This window comes from Streptomyces sp. HUAS ZL42 (genome assembly GCF_040782645.1).
Taxonomy (GTDB): Bacteria; Actinomycetota; Actinomycetes; order Streptomycetales; family Streptomycetaceae; genus Streptomyces.
The window spans coordinates 2766722-2785473 of the sequence record NZ_CP160403.1; the positions used below are offsets into that span (position 1 = coordinate 2766722).

The window sequence follows — 18752 nt, forward strand, 5'->3', positions numbered from 1 at the left end:
GTGCCGACGGCGTGGACGGGCGGCGGGATGTCAGCAGGTGGACACGGTCGCCGGGGAGGGTTGGCGGGAGGTTGGCGGAGCACGCGGACGAGGTCGGACCCGCGGGGCTGGTGGCGTCGGGCTACGGCCGTTCCCCGGCCGTCCAGCGCTTCACCAGACGCCGGGCGAGACGCGGCCGCAGCGGCGCGGTGGTCCGGCGGCGTACGGCGCCCTGCCACACGCCCCAGCCGTAGGCGAGGTCGTCCAGGCGTCGGATCGCCACATGGGTGAGGGGTGCGAGCGAGGTGCCCGAGCGGCGGTGGTCCACCAGCCCCTCGGCGACGGCCGCGGTGACCAGCACGTACCGCGCGCGGCGGCTCGCCACGGCCGCGGTCACCGCGACGGGCCAGTGATGGCGGGTGGCGCAGCGCAGCAGTTGCTCGGCGGTTCCGCGCAGCGCGGCGAGCGACAGCAGCGCCCCCGCACGAGCCGGGTGGTCGGCGTCGGGCATGCGCCGTGCCACCCGTACGCCGGTCACACCGGTCACGGCCAGCGCCACGGCCGCCGGTCCCGGCCCGCCCCGCAGCAGCAGGGCGCAGGCGGCGAGCGACCAGGGTGCGGCGTACAGCGGTGGCACCTGCCCGGGGTGACGCAGCGCCAGGTCGGCGGCCCCGGTGCCGTACCCGGCCCGCTGGGCGAGCCAGCTGCGCAGGTCCGTTCGGTGCCGGTGGCCCACGCGCGCGGTGGGGACGTACCGCAGCCGCCAGCCGGCCTCGTGCAGCCGCATGCACAGGTCGACGTCCTCCCCGACCCGCATGGCTTCGTCGAATCCCCGGCCGACGGCGGCACGGCGGACCACGACGGTGGCGCTGGGCACGTACGACAGCGCGGACACCGGTACGACCGGCCCTTCCCGGGCTCCCATGTCCAGGGGTGAGCGGACCTCCTCGTACCGGTCGAGGCGCCCCGGCCGGGATACGGGCAGCGCGACCACGCGCGGTGCGGCGAGCGCCACCGCCGGGTCGGTGAACTGCGCCAGCAGGGAGGCGAGCCATCCCGGTTCGGGGATCACGTCGGAGTCGCAGAACGCCACATACGGTGTACGGGCCTGCCGCAGGCCGGTGTTGCGGGCCGCCGCCGGGCCGAGATTGCAGGGGTGGCTCATCAGCTCGGCGCCGTGGGTGCGGGTCACCCGGGCCAGAGCCGCCATGTCGGTGGAGCCGTCGTCCACCACAAGGACCGGCAGCCGCGCGGTCGCCGGGTCGGCGCGCAGGGCGGCCAGCAGGCGCTCCAGCTGGTCGGCGCGGTCGTGGACGGGGATCACCACGGTGGTGTCGCACACCGGCACGGGGGCAGGGCGCGGATGCACGATCCCGGCGTCGAGCAGCCGTCGGGCGAGCGAGCGGCTCGGCGGGTCCGTGACCGTGAAGCGGCCCGCGTCCAGGAGGCGGGCCGCCGGGTCGGTGAGCCTGAGCAGCCGCGGCGGCGAACCGCCCAGCAGCAGCCGCCCGTTCTTCGACCGGTGTGTGCCGGCGGCGAGTTCGACCGTGAAGCCGGTGGGCAGGCCGGTGTCCGGCGGGGAGGGCAGCCGGATGCCCTGCGGGGATGCCGGTGTGCGATGGGCGAGTGTCGTCATGTCGTGAACCCTCCGTCCGCGTGCAGTACGGAGCCTGTGACGGCGGCGGAATCGGGCGAGCACGCCCAGGCCACCGCCGCGGCCACCTCCTCGGGCTCCAGGGGCCGTCCGGTGAGCTGCTGTTCGGCGAGCTTGTCCACGTCCGGCAGCCCGTAGAGGTCCGCCGTGGCGCGCAGCATGTCGGTCCGGGTGGATCCCGGGGACACCGCGACCGCGGTCACGCCGGTGTCGCGCAGGTCGCAGGCGAGGCCGCGGACCAGGCCGAGCACGGCGTGCTTGGCCGCGCAGTAGGCGCCCAGTCCCCACAGGCCGCGGTGGGCGGCGGCCGAGGCGAGCGCGACGAAGCGGCCGGTGCGGGGCCCCGGCCTGCGCAGCAGTGCGGGTACCGCGGCGCGGGCGAGGTGGGCCACGCCCATGACGTCCACGTCGAACAGGGTCCGCCACTGCGCGTCGGTCTGCTCCCACACCGGGCCGCCTCCGAGCATCACCGCGGCCGCGCCCACGGCGGCGTCGAGGCCGCCGAACTCCCGCTCGGCGAGGTCCACCGCGCCGTGCAGCGCCGCCGCGTCGCGCACGTCGGCGCGGACCGTACGGACATGGGGGAACTCCTCGGCCAGGAACTCCAGTTGGGCGGGCTCGGCCAGGGGGTAGGGCACATCGGGGTCGTCCGCGCAGCGGTCCACGGCCACCACGGCCCAGCCGTCGCCGGCCAGCCGCCGTACCGTCACGGCCCCGATGCCCCGGGCGGCGCCGGTGACCACGGCGACGCGCCGGCCGGTCATCGCCCGCCCCCGGCGCGGGCGACGACCGGCCGGCCCCCGGGGACGCCGAGGCGTCCCCGCTCCGTGACCCGCCAGGCGCGGACGTCCTCCGCGAGCCGGTCCGCCATCCCGTCGAGGAGGCGTTCGCCCTCGCGCGCACCCGCTCCGGCGGGGTCGCCGAGGACACCGGAGGGGCTCACCCCGCGCACGGACTCGGCGACCAGACGGTCCATCAGCAGGTGGACGGGATCGGTCGGCCCGGCGACCGCGCGCTCGGTGCGGACGGCCCCGTGCCGCAGCCGCAGCATCATCGACGTCTCGGTACGCCCGGCATGGGCGTCCGAGCCGGGCGGGACACACGGCCACCAGGCCACGTCCCGTCCCTCGCCGCGCAGTCCGGCGACGGCCCCGGCCAGGCCGGACAGATTGCCGCCGTGCCCGTTCACCAGGAGCAGGCGGCCCGCCCAGCGCAGCGTCGAGCGGCCGATCTCGGTGACCAGCAGGCGCAGTGCGTCGTGGCCGATCGACACCGTGCCGGGGAAACCCTCGTGCTCGCCGCTGGCCCCGTACGCCTGGGCGGGCGCGACCAGCACGTCCGACTCGCCGCTCAGCCGGCGGGCGGCCCGTTCGGCGACCGCGCGGGCCACGGCGGTGTCGGTGTCCAGCGGGAGGTGCGGGCCGTGCTGTTCGCAGGACCCGAGCGGAAGCAGCACCAGGGGGCGGCGGTCGCTCAGGTCAGGCCAGCTCAGGCCCGCGAGCGTGCCTCGGGCGTCGGGCATCTCAGGCGGCTCCCAGCGTCCGGGTGAATCCGGGCGGGATCACCACGTCGTCGCGGGTGAGCTCGTGGACGGACGAGCGCCCGAGCCCGAGCAGGGCGGAGTCGATGCCGCGGCTCAGGATGTCGAGCACGTTCTCCACGCCGCCCTGGCCGCCCGCCGCCAGGCCCCACAGGTAGGCGCGGCCGATCATCACGGCCTTGGCACCGAGCGCCAGGGCCTTGACCACGTCGCTGCCGCGGCGCACGCCGCCGTCGAGGAGCAGTTCGGCCTGGCCGCCCACCGCGTCCGCGACGGCGGGCAGGGCGCGGATCGGGGCGGGGGTGGCGTCGAGGTTGTTGCCGCCGTGGTTGGACACCGAGATCGCCGTGACACCGGCGTCGACGGCGCGCAGCGCGTCGTCCACGCGGCAGACGCCCTTGAGCAGGAACGGCCCGTCCCACTGTGCGCGCAGCCAGCGCACGTCGCCCCAGGACGGGGGCGGGGTCTGCATCCACTCGCCGTAGGCGCCGAAGAAGGTCGGGGCGTTCTGCCCGGCCTCGGCGAGGTTCGGGGCGGTCAGGTCCGGAAGGCTGCGGGACTTGACGAAGTCCCACAGCCAGCGGGGCCGCGCCAGCGCCTCGGGGGCGAACCGCGTCATCGCCCTGAGGTCCAGCCGCTCCGGGATCTCGGGGCTGCCCCAGTCCCGGCCGTAGGAGAACGACCAGTCGAGCGTGGCGATCAGTGCCTTGGCGCCTGCCTCGCGGGCGTACTCGATCCGCCGGGCCATCGCGTCCTTGGAGCCCATCCAGTACAGCTGGAAGAACGTCTGCGGATTCGCGGCCACGACGTCCTGCAGCGACTTGCCGGCGAACGAGCTGAGCCCCAGCGCGGTGCCCCGTGCGGCGGCGGCGCGGGCGACGGCCACCTCGCCGTCCGGGTGCACCGCCTGGACGCCCGTCGGGGAGATGATCACGGGCAGTGCGATCTGCGTGCCCAGGACCGTCGTGGACAGGTCGCGCTTCGCGGACAGTCCGGCGACATGCGGGGCGAAGCCCAGCTCGCCGAACGCGGTGGTGTTGTCGTCGTAGGAGACGCCCTTCTCGGAGCCGGCGAGCAGCGCGCTGTAGACGGACTTGGGCAGCCGCTTCCTCGCCCGCCGCTGGGCTTCGGCGACCGTCTCGATCCACCCGCTCATGGTCGTCCTCTTTCGTCGTGATTCATCGTTGGTTCGTCGTGATCCGTCGCCGATTCGCCTTGGCCGTACGGCCGTTCAGGTCAGGTCGAGACCGGCCAGCGGGCTCTCGTCGCAGAAGCGGTCCGGGTGCCGAGCGCGGACGGCCGGCATGCCCAGGGGCACGGTTCGGTGCGAGTGGTCGTTGCCCTGGTGCGGGATCGCGCCCCGGTCGACGCCACGGAGCGCGGCGGTGCCATGTCCCTTGACGCACTCCGGGTCCGGACCGTCCAGCGGCAGGCCCGTGAAGAACTTGGCGGCCATGCAGCCGCCCTGGCAGGTGTCGTACGCCGAGCACCTCGCGCAGGCACCGCCCGACGACGGCCGACGGAGACCGGCGAAGAGCTCGGAGTCCCGCCAGACCCGCTCGAAGCCTCCGGGTGAGCGCACGTTGCCGGCCCTGAAGGCGTCGTGGATGGCGAACGGGCAGGCGTACACGTCACCCACCGGATCGATGAGGCACACCACCCGCCCGGCACCGCACAGGTTCAGTCCGGGGATCGGCTCGGAACCCAGCGCGTTGAGGTGGAAGAAGGAATCCCCCGTGAGCACCTGCTCGCCATGGCCGACAAGCCAGTCGTAGATCTCGCGCTGCTGCTCGGCGGTGGGGTGCAGCTCGTCCCACACGTCGGCGCCGCGGCCCGACGGCCGCAGCCGGGTGATCCGCAGCCGGGCGCCGTACCGGTCGGCGAGAGCCGCGAAGTCGTCGAGCTGGGACACGTTCTGACGGGTCAGCACCACTGAGATCTTGAAGTCCCGGAACCCGGCCGCGGCGAGGTTCTCCATGGCACGCAGGGCCATGTCGTACGAACCCCGGCCGCGGACCGCGTCGTTGACCTCCCGGGTGGCCCCGTCGAGCGAGATCTGTATGTCGACGTAGTCGGTGGCGGCCAGTCGCCGGGCCCGGTCGGGCGTCAGGCGCAGGCCGTTGGTGGAGAAATTCACGCCCACCTGGTGGGCGACCGCGTGGTCGAGCAGCTCCCAGAAGTCGGGGCGGACGGTGGGCTCGCCGCCGCCGACGTTGACGTAGAACACCTGCATCCGCCGCAGGTCGCCGATCACGGACTTGATCTCGTCCGTGGACAGCTCGCGGGGGTCGCGCCGTCCGGACGAGGACAGGCAGTGGGCGCAGGAGAGGTTGCAGGCGTACGTCCACTCCCAGGTCAGGCAGATCGGGGCGCGCAGGCCGCCCTTGAACTGCTCGACGAGGGCCGGCACGCGATCGGCGGTGTGCGGGGGATCGTGAAGGGTGGTCATCACCGCGCTCCGGTTCCACTGTGCTGGGGAATGATCATGTCGGCGGCGGCCAGGGAGGCCAGCGCGCGCAGGAAGGTGTTCCTGCGGGCATCGGGCACACGGGCGAGGGCGTCCCCGGCGCTGGGGTGCCGGTCGAGTTCCCGGACCAGTCCGACGAGTTCCGGCGCCTTGAGGAACGACAGCCGCCGGTTGCCGAAGTGGTAGGCGAGCGCCCCGAACGGCTCGGGGCGCAGCGCGACGGAGGGGTTCAGCCGGTAGGGCCGGGTCGTGTCGAACTGCGGGGTGGTCATGGCGGCGGCGCTCAGTAGACGCCGCACATGCCGTCGATCGACACCTCTTCGACGAGGATCTCCTCGACCACCTCGTCGACGGCGGTGTCCGGCTCGACTCCGGTCTGGTCCTCGTTCATGGCAGTCCTCCTGAAGGGGCAAGGGGTTGGGATGCCGTCGCCACGGCTCGGCGACCGGCCGTAGTCGACGCTACGAAGGACCGCCGGCCCCTCTCGCCCTGCTTCCGGCCCCCCTCGCCCTGTCCGGTCGGACAGGTGAGCCCCTGCCGGTGCGGGCGCCCTGTCCGATCGGGCAGGGCGCGTCCCCTCCGTTCGCGCCCGGCTGCCGCCCGGGTGGCCGGTGTCGCCCGGTCATGTGTTCCCGGAAGGTGAGTCACGCCACGAACTCGCCGAGAGGACAGTCGCGATCATGAAGGTCGAAGAACTTCTCAAGCCGTTCCCCATCAAGGAATTCCACCCCTTCCCACGGGCGCTGATGGGTCCGGGCGCCCATGAGCTGATCGGCCCCGAAGCCAGGAAACTGGGCTTCGGGCGGGTGCTGGTGATGACCACGGGGCTGCGCGGCAGCGACACCGTGCACAAGATCGTGGAGTCGCTGAAGTACCACGGCCTGGAGGTCGTGGTGTACGACAAGGTCGAGTCGAATCCCAAGGACTACAACGTCATGGACGCCGTGGCGCTGTACCAGGAGAACAAGTGCGACTCGTTCGTGTCGATCGGCGGTGGCTCGTCGCACGACGCCTGCAAGGGCGCCCGCATCTCGGTGGCGCACGACGGCCGCAACGTCAACGACTTCGAGGGCTTCAACAAGTCGGAGAACCCCAGGAACCCGCCGCACATCGCCGTCTCCACCACGGCCGGTACGGGTTCCGAGACCTCGTGGGCGTACGTCATCACCGACACGACCACCGACCCCGACAACCCGCACAAGTACGTCGCCTTCGACGACGCCTCCGTGGCCTCACTGGCGATCGACGACCCGACCCTGTACTACGACTGCCCGCTGGACTACACCGCCCAGTGCGGCTTCGACGTCCTCGCGCACGCCTCCGAGCCTTACGTCTCCAGGCTGAACTTCCAGCCCTCGCTGGGCAACGCGCTGCACTCGATCAGGCTGACGGCCCGTCACCTCAGGCAGGCGGTGTGGAACGGCCAGGACCTGGCCGGGCGTGAGGGGATGATGTACGCGCAGTACATCGCCGCGCAGGCGTTCAACTCCGGCGGCCTGGGCATCATCCACTCCGTCTCGCACGCCGTCAGCGCGTTCTACGACACCCACCACGGCCTCAACAACGCGATCGCGCTGCCGCGGGTGTGGGCCTTCAACATGCCTGCCCAGTACGAGCGGTTCGCGGACATCGCCGAGGCGATGGGCGTGGACACGCACGGCATGACCAAGGTCAAGGCGGCCGAGGCGGCGCTCGCCGCGGGCATCCGGCTGCTGCGGGACGTCGGCATCCCGGAGAGGTTCACGGACGTCCACCAGGACACGTACTCCAAGAACCGGCTCGGCCAGGGCCCGACGAAGTTCTACGAGCGGGCCGACGTGATCAAGGGCGACGCGGCCGACGTGGACCGGATCACGAACCACGTCCTCGGCGACGCCTGCACGCCGGGCAACGCCAAGGAGTGCACGTTCGACACCGTCCGGCCGGTCGTCGAGCACTGCATGACCGGCGATCTCGACGACCTGCTCGGCTGAGCCGAAGCTCCGCCGGCTGGGTCGATATGCGGCTGCGCCGCGGGGCCGCGATGTGCCGTCGTTTCGCCGGCGGCGCCGTCGTGGCCGGCCGCTCCCCCACTCTCGGCTTCGCTCGAGCGGGGGACCCCCATCGCGGCGGAGCCGCACATCGACCCAGCCCCGCGCCCCTTTGGGGCGCTTCCCTGCCCGGGGCGGGGATGGACGATCCTCTCCGTTCCCCGCGCCGTCGCCCCTCCCGCCTCTCCCCGCCCGACGGAGGACCCGTGCCCGCCACCACCAGCCCCGACGCCTTCTCCTCGGTCGTGGACGTCACCGAGCGGTTCGCCGCCCACGGCTACATCGCCGACTCCCGGCTCGCCACGACCGTGTTCCTGCTGACCCGGCTCGACAAGCCGGTGCTGCTGGAGGGCCCGGCGGGCGTCGGCAAGACCGAACTCGCCAAGACGCTCGCCGCCGCCACGGGCCGCCGTCTGCTGCGCCTGCAGTGCTACGAGGGCCAGGACGAGAGCAGGGCGCTGTACGAGTGGGACTACGGCAAGCAGTTGCTGTACACGCAGATGCTGCGCGACAAGATCGGCGACCTCACCGCCGACGCCCCGGACCTGGCCTCGGCCGTCCGGCGGATCGAGGAGCAGGACAGCCTGTTCTTCTCCGACCGGTTCCTCGCCCCGCGCCCGCTGCTGGAGGCGGTTCGCGGCGAGCAGCCGGCGGTCCTGCTGATCGACGAGGTCGACCGGGCGGACGAGGCGCTGGAAGCGGTGCTGCTGGAGTGCCTCGCCGAGTACCAGGTCTCGGTGCCGGAGATCGGCACGTACACGGCGAAGGTCCCGCCGTACGTCGTCCTCACCTCCAACAGCACCCGTGACCTGTCCGCCGCCCTCAAGCGCCGCTGCCTGCACCTCTTCCTCGACTACCCGGACGCGGAACGGGAGTTGGAGATCGTGCGGACGAAGGACACCGGACTGCCGGAGGCCGCCTCCCGCCATCTCGTCGAGGTGGTACGTGGCCTGCGCGACCTCCAGCTGCGCAAGAACCCCAGCATCTCCGAGACCGTCGACTGGGCCCGTACCCTCGCCGTCCTGGGCGTCGAGGAGCTCGACGCGACGGTGCTCGCCGACACGGCCAACGTGGTGCTCAAGTACGAGCGCGATCTGCACCGCGCCCTGGATGTCCTGCCGCGTCTCGTCGATCCCAACCGCGTCCTGCCGGAACCGGGTCGCCACCACCACGATCACGGGCACAACGGCCATCACCACCACGCCCCGGGGCACGGCCACGGGCACGGTCCGCAGCGCAGTCCCGAAGACGGGGAGCCCGACGAGGTGGACGGCCGCGCGGTCCGTGCGGCCATGGACGAGCAGGGTCGGCACGACGACGGCTACTACGGCGCCCCCGGTCCGGGCCCGACCCACCGCCCCGTGTCCGGCGGCGGCCAGGGCGCCCGCTCCTTCGCCGCCGTCGCGCGGCGCCGCACCGACTGACCCGGGAGGCGGGCGTGGAAGCTGGTGTGCACCGATTCGTACGCGTGCTGCGGCTGTTCGGGATGAGGGTCTCCGTGTCGGAGGCGGTGGACGCGATGCGGGGGGCCGCCCAGCCGGGCGTGCTCGGCGGGCGGGAGACGCTGCGTGAGGCGCTGCGCATGACGCTGGTGAAGGACCGCCGGGACGATCACCTGTTCGACGACCTGTTCGCCGCGTACTTCTCGCTGCGGCCGGTGGACGGGGAGTCCGACGGACACGGCCACAGCCACGAGCACGACGACCTCACCGACACCGGGGAGCCGGAGTCGTTCACCGTCTCCGACGAGCCCTCGAAGACGCCCCAGCAGGGCCACAGCCACGGCAAGCCGTCCGACATCCGGGACTTCTTCGACCAGCAGGACCTGGCGCAGCGGTACAACCTGCACCAGGAGGCCAACAAGATCGACCTCGCCTCGATGACCGACGAGGTGGTCCTGTGCGAGGACGGCGGCACCGGTGGCCGGGAGGACACTCCCTCCGTCCAGCTGGAGACCGAGCGGCTCCACGGTGCCGGAATCCCAGGCCGGCTCGCCGCGGCGGCCGGGAACCCGATCGACACGGCACTGACCGTCGCCCAGCAGGACGCACTGCTCGGTCGGCTCACGGACGACGGGTCCGACGAACCCGAACTCGGCATTCTCGGAAGGGACTTGGCAGGCGTCCTCGACAACCTGCCCGAGCTGCTGAAACGGCATCTGAACCGGCTGGCCGAACTCCGGTCGGTGGCCGTGGAATCCGCCCGGATCGCGGAGCGCGCCCGCCTCGAGACGGTCGACGAGCACGAGCGCGACCAGCTGGAGGAGGCGCTGCGCCGGGTCGGCCGCTCCCTGCACGGCGCCCTGACCAGCCGCAGACGCGCCACACCCCGAGGCCGCGTTCACCCGGGCCGCACCATGCGGCGCAACATGCGCTACGACGGCGTACCGTTCCGGCCCGTCACCGTCACCCGCGCCGAGGACAGGCCGCGCCTGGTGATCCTCACCGACGTCTCGCTGTCGGTCCGGGCCACCGCGCGCTTCACCCTGCACCTGGTGCACGGGCTGCAGTCCCTGTTCGGGCAGGTCCGCTCGTACGCCTTCGTCGACGAACCCACCGAGATCACCGAGCTGTTCGCCGAGCACCCGCTGGAGCGGGCGCTCGGGCTGGTCTTCGACGGGCTGCCGGCCGGCGGTCTGCTCGACGTGGACGCGAACTCCGACTACGGCCGGACGTTCGAAGCACTGCTGTCCGAACACGCTCCCGCACTGGGCCGGCGCACCACACTGATCGTGCTGGGCGACGGACGCGGGAACGGCAACGACCCGAGGACCGAGGTGTTCGAGGAGATCACCCGCCGGGTCCGGCAGACCGTGTGGCTGACCCCGGAACCCCGCTACTCCTGGGGACTCGGCGCCTGCGACCTGCCCCGCTACACGGAGCACTGCGACTGGGTCCGGGTCGTCTCCGACCTCGCCGGACTGCAGCGCACGGCCCACCGGATGGCGGCGGAGGCGACCGGGCGATGAGCACAGTCGCGGCGCGCCGCATCGACCCCCTGGCACCGCACCCGCCCGGTGCGTACGCCGATCACCTGGTCCGTGTCGTTCGCGACGGCCTTCCCGACGGCGGACCGGTGGCCCAACCGATCGTGCGCACCGAGCACTTCACGCTGGGTCGACGCGGCCGCCGCGTCGAGGTGAGCCACTCGCTGCTCCCCGAGCACCTGGACAACGACCTGGCGGGACTGCTCGCCGAGGAACTGTTCGCCCCCGGCTGGCTTTCCGGCAGCGACGTCTTCGAGCGGGTCTTCACCGGGGTGGTGCGCTCCTGCGTGGACGGTCCGCTGGCCGCGTGGACCGTGTTCTACGCCAACACGCTGGCCCGTGTCCGGCAGTCCTGGCAGGCCCCCGAGCCGGCCGACCACTCGTCGATCGCCGGGTTCGCCCCCGTCTACCGCCGCACCCTGGACCTGGTCTCCCCGGGCTCGGTACTGGACCTGGGCTCCTGCTTCGGCTTCCTGCCCCTGCTGTTCGCCGAGCGGCGGGGCTGCACGGCCATCGCCTCGGACATCGCGCCGGGCACCATGCGGCTGCTGGACGCCGTGGCCGCCCGGCGGGGCCCCGGGCTGGACACGATGGTCTGCGACGCGGCGCGGGTGCCGCTGCCGGACCGCTCGGTGGACGACGTCACGGTCATTCACGTACTGGAGCATCTGGACCCCGTGCACGGCGACCGTGTCGTACGGGAGGCTCTGCGGCTGGCCCGCAGACGGGTCGTGGTGGCCGTGCCGTACGAGGACGAGCCGACCGCGGCCTACGGGCACGTGCGGTGCTTCGACCGCGAGCAGCTCGCCGAGCTGGGCCGCGGGACGGGCCACCGCTTCTCCGTCAGCTCGTACCACGGCGGGTGGCTGGTGATCGACCGCGGTTGAGTGCCGTCAGATCACCCCCATCTTGCTCGCGCCGTAGACGACTTCCGCGCGGCTGCCCGCGTCCATCTTGCGCATGATGTTGCGGATGTGGAACTTCACCGTGGTCTCCGAGATGAACAGCTCGGCCCCGATGTCCCGGTTGCTCAGCCCGCGGGCGAGCAGCCGGAGCACGTTCAGCTCCCGTTCGGTGAACTTCGGCCGGTCGGGCTGCACGCGCATCGAACGGACCATGGCGGCGGCCGCGTGCGAGTCGAACGCGCTCTCGTTGCGGGCCACCGCGCGGATCGAGCGCAGCAGTTCGGTGGTGTCCACGTCCTTGACCACGTAGCCTCGGGCGCCGTGCTGAATCGCGTCGACCACCAGTGAGTCGTCGAGGAAGGTGGTGAGCACCAGCACCGCGAGACCCGGATGACGCCCGGTGAGCCGGGCGCACAGGTCCAGGCCCTCGGTGTCGGCCCCCGTCGACAACTTCAGGTCCAGCAGGACGATCGACGGACGCGTCCGCTCGACGACGGTGACCGCCTCGGCGGCCGTACTCGCCTCCCCGACCACCTCCAGGTCGCTCTCCCGCTCCAGGATCGAGCGCAGCCCGTGCCGGACGATCGCGTGGTCGTCGACCAGCACGATCCGCTGGGCCGCTGTGGGCGCCGGGGTCTGCTGCCGCGTCGTCATCGGGTGCCTCCCGCACGCTCCGGCACGGGCACCGGGATGTCGGCCCGCAGCAGGACGCCTCCCATGCCCGAGCGGCGGATGGAGAGTCTGCCTCCCAGCTCCTCCGCCCGGGCGACCATGTTCGCCAGCCCGCGGTGGCGGCCCGACAGGTCGGCGGCACGGGACATCCTCAGCGCGCGGCGCAGCTGGGCCGGATCGCCGCCGCCGTCGTCGGACACGGTCAGCACGACGGATCCGGGCACGTACCGCAGCCCCACCAGTGCCCGCCCGGCCTCGCCGTGCGTGGCGGCGTTGAACAGGGCCTCGCCGGTCAGCCGGAGGATCGACTGCTCGGCCTCGGGCGGCAGCGGCTGCGGGCTGCCCTGCACCCGCACCCGTACGTCGAGGTCGGTGGTGAGGTGGACGGTGGAGAGCTGTTGCAGCATCACCGGGAGCGGCCCTGAGGGCTCGTGGGAGGTGCGGTGGAGTGCGTAGATCGCGGCACGCAGCCGTTCCACCGCCTGCCGGTTGAGCTCCTTGGCGCCGGCCAGCCTCGCGGCGATGTCCCCGGCCGGCCCGCCCAGCGCCGCCAGCTCGGCCCGGCACACCTCGACGGTCATGCCCGCGCCGAGCACGTACTGGGTGACGCTGTCGTGCAGTTCCCGCGCGATCCGGTGCCGTTCGTCGTCCAGGGCCTGCCGCTGCATCGCCTCCAGCAACCGGGCCTGGGTCTCGGCCAGTTCGGCGTTGCGCGCGGCCAGGTCGCGGGCCTGCCGCTCGGCCGCCTCGGACAGTTCCTCCGTGCGCCCCCGCAGGGTGGCGGCCGCGTGGAAGAGGAACGTGTTGTGCAGCGCCACGGCGGCCTGGTTGGCCAGGACCCGGAGGATCGCCAGATCGGTGTCCGCGACCTCGACTCCGGCGCCGGGCCGCGCGGCGATCCCGCCGACCGGTTCGCCGTCCAGCGTCATCGGCGCGCGCACCCAGCCGGGGCCGCTGTCCGGCGCCTGGGCCTCCCACGGCCTGGCGCGCAACAGGCGCAGGTGCTCCCTCACCTCGGCGGGCAGCCGGGTCTCGTCGTCGATGAGGACGTCGTCCGCGTACAGCAGGAACCGCGGCCGGGCGGCGCGCAACGCCCCGTCCGCCACGGCCAGCAGCAGCCAGCGCGCCTGCAGGTGGTCGGCCGCGGTCCGTACGACCGCCTCGACCAGGGCGCGCGGTCCCTCTGCCGTGCGGACCAGGGCGCGGGAGATCCCGTCGAGCGCCTCCACGGTCCGCTCCAGCCGCTCGGTGGAGCGCACGTACGCCGGGTAGAACGACCGCTTGCCGGAGCGCAGTCCGGTCAGCACGTCCAGGTCGGCGGGGTGCGGCGCCCGTTCGGGGACGCTCATGCGGATCGCCTCACAGCGCCTCGCGGAACAGGTTCTCGACGTCCGGTACGTCGACGTCCCTGGGGTTGGTGGCCATGCAGGCGTCCTTCAGCGTGGTGCGGGCCAGCACGGGTATGTCCGACTCCGCGACGCCGAGGCTCGCCAGCCCCTTCGGTACGCCGACGTCGTCGGCCAGCGCCCGCACCAGTTCCGCGAGCCGCGCGGCCACCTCGGGGGCGGGCACGCCCTCGGTCCTGAGGCCCGCCGCCGCGCCGAGCGCGACGAACCGCTCCGGCCACGCCTCGGCGTTGAACCGGATGACGTGCGGCAGCAGCACGCCGTTGACGACGCCGTGCGGGGCGTCCAGCAGGCCGCCGACCTGGTGGCTCATGGCATGCGTCGCGCCGAGGATCGCGTTGGTGAAGGCCATGCCGGCCTCCAGCGACGCCTGCGCCATGGCGAGCCGGGCTCCGAAGTCCTTCGGCCGCAACTGTGTGCGCACCAGGTTCCCGGTGATCAGCTCGACGGCGTGGAGTGCGTGGATGTCCGTCAGCGGGTTGTGCGCGCGGGACACGAACGCCTCGATGGCGTGCGTCAGGGCGTCCAGGCCGGTCGCCGCGTTCAGCGAGTCCGGCATGGTGGTCAGCAGGCGTGGGTCGATCACCGAGATCTCCGGCACGAGCGTGCGGCTCACGATGGTGATCTTGATGTGCTCGGTCGTGTCGGTGATGACGGCGAACTGGGACACGTCCGCCCCGGTGCCCGAGGTGGAGGGCACCATCACGGTGGGCGGGATCGGCCGGCCCACCTGGTCCACGCCCTCGTAGTCGAGGATGCGACCGCCGTTGCTGGCCAGGATCGCGACGCCTTTGGCCGCGTCGATGACCGAGCCGCCGCCCACCCCCACAATGACGTCGCAGCCCCCGGCCGCGTACCGCTGGAAACCGGCCTCGACCTCGTGGTCCTTCGGATTCGGCGTCACGTCGTGCCACACGGCGGGACGCAGGCCCACCCTGCGCAGATGGCCGACCGCCTCGTCCGCCCAGCCCGCCTCGATGAGCCCGGGGTCGGTGACGAGGAACGGCCGCCGGGCACCGAGCCGCAGCGCGCAGTGCCCGAGTTCGGCCAGCGAGCCGGGCCCGAAGACGACCTCGGGCACATGGAACTTGGCCAGCCGGGCGGACCGGCGGACCGCATCGGTCTGCGTCTGCTGCGGTCCGAGAAGCTCGCACTGGCCCTCGTCGCGGCTCCAGTCGCCGCTCGGATCGTTCTCGCCGGTCACCATGGCGCCGGACATGAGCGACATGCGACCTCCCGGAGGGCGTGAAGTCCGCAACATGAGCGAAACCTTGATTTCACTACTTCCTTCGCCGATAACACTGTCTTGAAACCGCGAACCAAGCTACGGGCGTGCAGGGGGCGCGGCACCTGTCCGTACGGACGGGGAAACCTGCCCTGTCGGGCAGGTGCGCCCGCGCGCTTGTTGTGGACAATGGTTGTCCCCGCTCAAAGACAGGGGAAGCAGATGGCACCGCGCAAGGACCTGCAACGACGCAGGGCCACGCTGGAGAGCGAATGGTCCCGCCTCGTGCCGCGTCTGAAGGACGCGGAAGCAACGCCCGGCAGTGGCGAGGCGCTGCGCCACGAGGTGAGCGCGTCCTGGGCGCGCTCGCTGATCAGTGTGGACCCCGGCCGGGACAGTGCCCCGGTCACCGACGGGGGCGCGGTGCACCGGCGCTGGACCGGCTCGCCGCTGCGCCGACCGGTGGACGAGCTGGCCGACGAGCTGCGCAGCGTCGCCGACGACGCCGGATTCGTCACCGCGGTCACCGATGAGTCGGGGACGATCCTGTGGACCTGCGGCGGCCGCACCATGCGCCGGCGGGCCGAGCGGGTCAACTTCGCTCCCGGCGGGCGGTGGGACGAGCAGGCCATGGGCACCAACGCACTGTCCCTCGCACTGCGCACCGGCCGCCCCAGTACCGTCTTCTCGGCCGAACACCTGGTGACGGCGCTGCACGGCTGGGTCTGCTACTGCGCACCGATCCACGCCCCCGACGGCCACGTCCTCGGCGTCCTGGACCTGTCCACCACCTGGGACCGCTCGCATCCGCTGGCCATGTCCAGCGTGCGCGGCCTGGCGTCCGCCATCGAGGCCAGGCTCCGTACGACCGAACCGCCACTCCGGGCCGGCGGCGGCGCGCCCCAGGTGCGGCTGAACTGCCTGGGCGGCGAAGAGGCCGTGCGCGAGGGCGTCCCCCTGGCCCTGCGGCCCCGGCAACTGGAGATCCTGACCCTGCTCTCGCTGGAACCGGACGGCTTCTCGCCGCAGCGGCTGCGTGAGGCCCTGTACGGTGACCGCGCCGTCACCGCCTCCACGTTCAAGGCGGAGATCTCGCATCTGCGCCGGGCCCTCGGGGGCGGCATCGCCACCCGCCGCTATGCGCTGACCACCCCCGTCTCCTGCGACGCCGCCGAGGTGCTGCGCGCCCTGGAGAACGGCGACACGGAGACCGCCCTGCGCCTGTACCGCGGTCCCCTGCTCCCCCGGTCCGAGGCACCGGGGATCGAGGAGTGGCGCACCCACCTGGAAGTGGCCGTGCGGGAGGCGGTGCTGGCCAGCGCCCGCCCGGAGCACGCCCTGCGCTACGGCAAGCAGGCCCCGTACGACGCTCAGGTGCACGAGCACGCGCTGCACCTGCTGGACCTGGACGACGCACGCCGGGCCGTCGCGGCCGGCCGGCTGACCACCGCCCTGCGCTGAGCGAGGCGGGCCGTCGGGCGGCGCCAACCTCGCGCCAACCTCCCGGGCCCAGAGTGAGGCAGACCACGACGGCGTGGGCCGTCGTACCACCGCACTCACCATCCCCCGAGGAGAGCCGCCATGGTGTACGCGCAGCCGGGAACGGACGGCAGCATCGTCAGCTTCGCCCCGCGATACGACAACTTCATCGGCGGCGACTGGGTCGCCCCCGTGGAGGGCCGCTACTTCGTCGACACCTCCCCGGTGAACGGGAAGGTCTTCTGCGAGGTCGCCCGCTCCTCCGCGGCCGACATCGAGCTGGCCCTGGACGCCGCCCACGCCGCGGCCCGCCAGTGGGGCCGCACCTCCACGACGGACCGGGCCAACATCCTGAACAAGATCGCGAACCGGCTCGAGGAGAACCTCGAGAAGCTCGCCGTCGTCGAGACCTGGGAGAACGGCAAGCCGGTGCGCGAGACGCTGGCCGCCGACCTGCCGCTGGCCGTGGACCACTTCCGCTACTTCGCCGGGGTGGTCCGCGGTCAGGAGGGCAGCATCTCCGAGATCGACGCCGAGACGGTCGCGTACCACTACCACGAGCCGCTGGGTGTGGTCGGCCAGATCATCCCGTGGAACTTCCCGATCCTGATGGCCGCGTGGAAGCTGGCCCCCGCGCTGGCCGCCGGCAACTGCGTGATCATCAAGCCCGCCGAACAGACGCCCGTCAGCCTGCTGGTGGTGATCGAGCTGATCGCGGACCTGCTGCCGCCGGGCGTGGTCAACATCGTCAACGGCTTCGGCGTCGAGGCGGGCAAGCCGCTCGCGTCCAGCCCCCGCATCGCCAAGATCGCGTTCACCGGTGAGACCACCACCGGCCGGCTGATCATGCAGTACGCGAGCGAGAACATCATCCCCGTCACGCTGGAGCTGGGCGGCAAGAGCCCGAACGTCTTCCTGCCGGACGTCATGGCGGCCGACGACGCCTTCCTGGACAAGGCCGTCGAAGGCTTCGTGATGTTCGCGCTCAACCAGGGCGAGGTGTGCACCTGCCCGTCCCGTGCCCTGATCCACTCGTCGATCTACGACGACTTCATGGCCCGCTGCGTCGAGCGCACCAAGGCCATCGTCAGCGGCGACCCGCTGGACCCGGCCACCATGATCGGCGCCCAGGCCAGCGTCGACCAGTACGAGAAGATCATGTCCTACATCGACATCGGCAAGAAGGAGGGCGCCGAGCTGCTGACCGGCGGCGGCTCGCGCACGGTGGACGGCCTCGAGGGGGGCTACTACATCGAGCCGACCATCTTCCGCGGCACCAACGACATGCGGATCTTCCAGGAGGAGATCTTCGGCCCGGTCGTCTCCGTCACCACGTACGACTCGGTCGACGAGGCTCTGAAGATCGCCAACGACACGCTGTACGGCCTCGGCGCCGGTGTGTGGACCCGCGACGCCAACACCGCCTACCACGTGGGCCGGGAGATCAAGGCCGGACGGGTCTGGACCAACTGCTACCACGCCTACCCGGCGCACGCGGCCTTCGGCGGCTACAAGGGCTCGGGCATCGGCCGCGAGACCCACAAGATGATGCTCGACCACTACCAGCAGACCAAGAACCTGCTGGTCAGCTACTCCCCGCAGAAGCTCGGCTTCTTCTGATGGGCGCCCGCACCAGGCGTGTCGAGCTCACCGACGCCGCCGAGGACCTGGTGCGCCAACTGGCGGCCCGGCACGGTCCGGTGATGTTCCACCAGTCCGGGGGCTGCTGCGACGGCAGCGCCCCCATGTGCTACCCGCGCGGCGAGTTCCGCGTCGGCGCCGCGGACGTCCTCGTCGGCCGTGTCGCCGGCGACACCCCGTTCTGGATGAGCGCCGCGCAGTACACGTACTGGCGGCACACCCACCTCACGGTCGACGTCGTCCCCGGGCGGGGCAGCGGCTTCTCCCTCGAAGCCCCGGAAGGAGTGCGGTTCCTGATCCGCTCGCGGCTGTTCACCGACGACGAGTGGAAGCGCGTCGAGTCGGAGCCGCCGCTGCCGACCGGCGCGGAGGTGAGCGACTGACCCGGCGGGACGGACGCCCCGGGGCCGGACACCCAGGTGCCGGCCCCGGGGCGTGCCCGAGCGTCCTCGAAACGTCCTGGAGTTGTCCGGGTGTTGTCACGCTTGGCGGCAGGCCGTTCCGATGAGTTCTCGAGGGGAGCATGGTCTACCCGTACGGATGGTTCGTTCCACCGACGTGGAGGTACACCATGTGTTCTCACCAGCCTTCGTGCGGCAGGACCGACGCCCGCGCGCCGCACACGGTCAGCGCCCACCCCGAGCAGGGCTGGAGCCTGCTGTGCGACGGCACGATCGTCTTCGACGACAGTGGTGAACTGCTGCCCGACGGCAGTGTCGTCGCCCCGCACCGACTGCCGGCCGAGCGGCTGACGATCGCCGCCTGAAG

18 protein-coding genes are annotated in these 18752 nt (G+C 72.4%); 8 read left to right on the forward strand and 10 right to left on the reverse strand.

The window, feature by feature from the left end; genetic code table 11:
• Positions 1-121: 121 nt before the first annotated feature.
• The 7 genes from mftF to mftA all read right to left on the reverse strand — a co-directional run bounded on the left by mftF (position 122) and on the right by mftA (position 6031).
• Positions 122-1615 carry a mycofactocin biosynthesis glycosyltransferase MftF gene (gene mftF, locus ABZO29_RS12670; RefSeq protein WP_367320286.1) on the reverse strand — a complete coding sequence of 498 codons (1494 nt, stop codon included), beginning with the start codon at positions 1613-1615 and terminating at the stop codon, positions 122-124.
• Positions 1612-2397 carry a mycofactocin-coupled SDR family oxidoreductase gene (locus ABZO29_RS12675; RefSeq protein WP_367320287.1) on the reverse strand — a complete coding sequence of 262 codons (786 nt, stop codon included), beginning with the start codon at positions 2395-2397 and terminating at the stop codon, positions 1612-1614. Before ABZO29_RS12675 ends, mftF begins: the two co-directional genes overlap by 4 nt.
• On the reverse strand, positions 2394-3155 hold the full coding sequence (gene mftE / locus ABZO29_RS12680; protein ID WP_367320288.1) for a mycofactocin biosynthesis peptidyl-dipeptidase MftE: 762 nt from the start codon (positions 3153-3155) through the stop codon (positions 2394-2396). Before mftE ends, ABZO29_RS12675 begins: the two co-directional genes overlap by 4 nt.
• A gap of 1 nt (position 3156) precedes the next feature.
• On the reverse strand, positions 3157-4329 hold the full coding sequence (gene mftD, locus ABZO29_RS12685; protein WP_367320289.1) for a pre-mycofactocin synthase MftD: 1173 nt from the start codon (positions 4327-4329) through the stop codon (positions 3157-3159).
• 75 nt (positions 4330-4404) lie between these two features.
• Positions 4405-5622, reverse strand: a complete 1218-nt coding sequence (gene mftC, locus ABZO29_RS12690) for a mycofactocin radical SAM maturase (RefSeq protein ID WP_367320290.1) — start codon at positions 5620-5622, stop codon at positions 4405-4407.
• The gene (gene mftB, locus ABZO29_RS12695) at positions 5622-5912 is read right to left on the reverse strand and encodes a mycofactocin biosynthesis chaperone MftB (RefSeq protein WP_367320291.1); all 291 of its coding nucleotides are present in this window, start codon (positions 5910-5912) and stop codon (positions 5622-5624) included. The genes mftC and mftB overlap by 1 nt, the downstream gene beginning before the upstream one ends.
• A gap of 11 nt (positions 5913-5923) precedes the next feature.
• Complete coding sequence (mftA, locus tag ABZO29_RS12700) at positions 5924-6031, reverse strand: mycofactocin precursor MftA (RefSeq protein ID WP_367320292.1); 108 nt, start codon at positions 6029-6031, stop codon at positions 5924-5926.
• A gap of 289 nt (positions 6032-6320) precedes the next feature.
• Here mftA and mdo point away from each other — a divergent pair, with 289 nt between their 5' ends.
• From mdo to mftM, 4 genes are all read left to right on the forward strand, one after another.
• Positions 6321-7613 carry an NDMA-dependent methanol dehydrogenase gene (gene mdo / locus ABZO29_RS12705; protein ID WP_367320293.1) on the forward strand — a complete coding sequence of 431 codons (1293 nt, stop codon included), beginning with the start codon at positions 6321-6323 and terminating at the stop codon, positions 7611-7613.
• Between the two features lie 263 nt (positions 7614-7876).
• Positions 7877-9094 (forward strand): AAA family ATPase, encoded by a 1218-nt coding sequence (locus tag ABZO29_RS12710; protein WP_367320294.1) that lies wholly within the window; start codon positions 7877-7879, stop codon positions 9092-9094.
• 14 nt (positions 9095-9108) lie between these two features.
• Positions 9109-10638 (forward strand): VWA domain-containing protein, encoded by a 1530-nt coding sequence (locus tag ABZO29_RS12715; protein WP_367320295.1) that lies wholly within the window; start codon positions 9109-9111, stop codon positions 10636-10638.
• Positions 10635-11543, forward strand: coding sequence for a mycofactocin oligosaccharide methyltransferase MftM (mftM, locus tag ABZO29_RS12720; protein ID WP_367320296.1), 909 nt, complete (start codon positions 10635-10637; stop codon positions 11541-11543). Before ABZO29_RS12715 ends, mftM begins: the two co-directional genes overlap by 4 nt.
• A 6-nt stretch (positions 11544-11549) precedes the next feature.
• Here mftM and ABZO29_RS12725 read toward each other — a convergent pair whose 3' ends face one another.
• From ABZO29_RS12725 to ABZO29_RS12735, 3 genes are read right to left on the reverse strand one after another with little or no spacing between them, the layout of a single operon-like run.
• Positions 11550-12215, reverse strand: coding sequence for a response regulator (locus tag ABZO29_RS12725; protein WP_367320297.1), 666 nt, complete (start codon positions 12213-12215; stop codon positions 11550-11552).
• A complete protein-coding gene (locus ABZO29_RS12730; RefSeq protein WP_367320298.1) occupies positions 12212-13582 on the reverse strand; it encodes a sensor histidine kinase in 1371 nt (456 codons plus the stop codon). Before ABZO29_RS12730 ends, ABZO29_RS12725 begins: the two co-directional genes overlap by 4 nt.
• A gap of 10 nt (positions 13583-13592) precedes the next feature.
• Positions 13593-14867, reverse strand: a complete 1275-nt coding sequence (locus ABZO29_RS12735; protein WP_367320299.1) for an iron-containing alcohol dehydrogenase — start codon at positions 14865-14867, stop codon at positions 13593-13595.
• A gap of 219 nt (positions 14868-15086) precedes the next feature.
• Between ABZO29_RS12735 and ABZO29_RS12740 the strand changes: the two genes are divergently transcribed.
• The 4 genes from ABZO29_RS12740 (at position 15087) to ABZO29_RS12755 (ending at position 18750) form a co-directional block, all read left to right on the forward strand.
• Positions 15087-16325 (forward strand): GAF domain-containing protein, encoded by a 1239-nt coding sequence (locus ABZO29_RS12740; RefSeq protein ID WP_367320300.1) that lies wholly within the window; start codon positions 15087-15089, stop codon positions 16323-16325.
• Positions 16326-16445: 120 nt separating this feature from the next.
• On the forward strand, positions 16446-17963 hold the full coding sequence (adh, locus tag ABZO29_RS12745; protein WP_367320301.1) for an aldehyde dehydrogenase: 1518 nt from the start codon (positions 16446-16448) through the stop codon (positions 17961-17963).
• Positions 17963-18367 carry a DUF779 domain-containing protein gene (locus ABZO29_RS12750; protein WP_367320302.1) on the forward strand — a complete coding sequence of 135 codons (405 nt, stop codon included), beginning with the start codon at positions 17963-17965 and terminating at the stop codon, positions 18365-18367. Before adh ends, ABZO29_RS12750 begins: the two co-directional genes overlap by 1 nt.
• A 188-nt stretch (positions 18368-18555) precedes the next feature.
• On the forward strand, positions 18556-18750 hold the full coding sequence (locus ABZO29_RS12755; protein ID WP_367320303.1) for a DUF5999 family protein: 195 nt from the start codon (positions 18556-18558) through the stop codon (positions 18748-18750).
• Positions 18751-18752: the final 2 nt, after the last annotated feature.

Bases quoted from the DNA above. Each gene is read 5' to 3' on its own strand.
- mftF (WP_367320286.1), bottom strand. From the start codon at position 1,615: ATGACGACACTCGCCCATCGCACACCGGCATCCCCGCAGGGCATCCGG.
- ABZO29_RS12675 (WP_367320287.1), bottom strand. From the start codon at position 2,397: ATGACCGGCCGGCGCGTCGCCGTGGTCACCGGCGCCGCCCGGGGCATC.
- mftE (WP_367320288.1), bottom strand. From the start codon at position 3,155: ATGCCCGACGCCCGAGGCACGCTCGCGGGCCTGAGCTGGCCTGACCTG.
- mftD (WP_367320289.1), bottom strand. From the start codon at position 4,329: ATGAGCGGGTGGATCGAGACGGTCGCCGAAGCCCAGCGGCGGGCGAGG.
- mftC (WP_367320290.1), bottom strand. From the start codon at position 5,622: ATGACCACCCTTCACGATCCCCCGCACACCGCCGATCGCGTGCCGGCC.
- mftB (WP_367320291.1), bottom strand. From the start codon at position 5,912: ATGACCACCCCGCAGTTCGACACGACCCGGCCCTACCGGCTGAACCCC.
- mftA (WP_367320292.1), bottom strand. From the start codon at position 6,031: ATGAACGAGGACCAGACCGGAGTCGAGCCGGACACCGCCGTCGACGAG.
- mdo (WP_367320293.1), top strand. From the start codon at position 6,321: ATGAAGGTCGAAGAACTTCTCAAGCCGTTCCCCATCAAGGAATTCCAC.
- mftM (WP_367320296.1), top strand. From the start codon at position 10,635: ATGAGCACAGTCGCGGCGCGCCGCATCGACCCCCTGGCACCGCACCCG.
- ABZO29_RS12725 (WP_367320297.1), bottom strand. From the start codon at position 12,215: ATGACGACGCGGCAGCAGACCCCGGCGCCCACAGCGGCCCAGCGGATC.
- ABZO29_RS12730 (WP_367320298.1), bottom strand. From the start codon at position 13,582: ATGAGCGTCCCCGAACGGGCGCCGCACCCCGCCGACCTGGACGTGCTG.
- ABZO29_RS12735 (WP_367320299.1), bottom strand. From the start codon at position 14,867: ATGTCGCTCATGTCCGGCGCCATGGTGACCGGCGAGAACGATCCGAGC.
- ABZO29_RS12740 (WP_367320300.1), top strand. From the start codon at position 15,087: ATGGCACCGCGCAAGGACCTGCAACGACGCAGGGCCACGCTGGAGAGC.
- adh (WP_367320301.1), top strand. From the start codon at position 16,446: ATGGTGTACGCGCAGCCGGGAACGGACGGCAGCATCGTCAGCTTCGCC.
- ABZO29_RS12750 (WP_367320302.1), top strand. From the start codon at position 17,963: ATGGGCGCCCGCACCAGGCGTGTCGAGCTCACCGACGCCGCCGAGGAC.
- ABZO29_RS12755 (WP_367320303.1), top strand. From the start codon at position 18,556: ATGTGTTCTCACCAGCCTTCGTGCGGCAGGACCGACGCCCGCGCGCCG.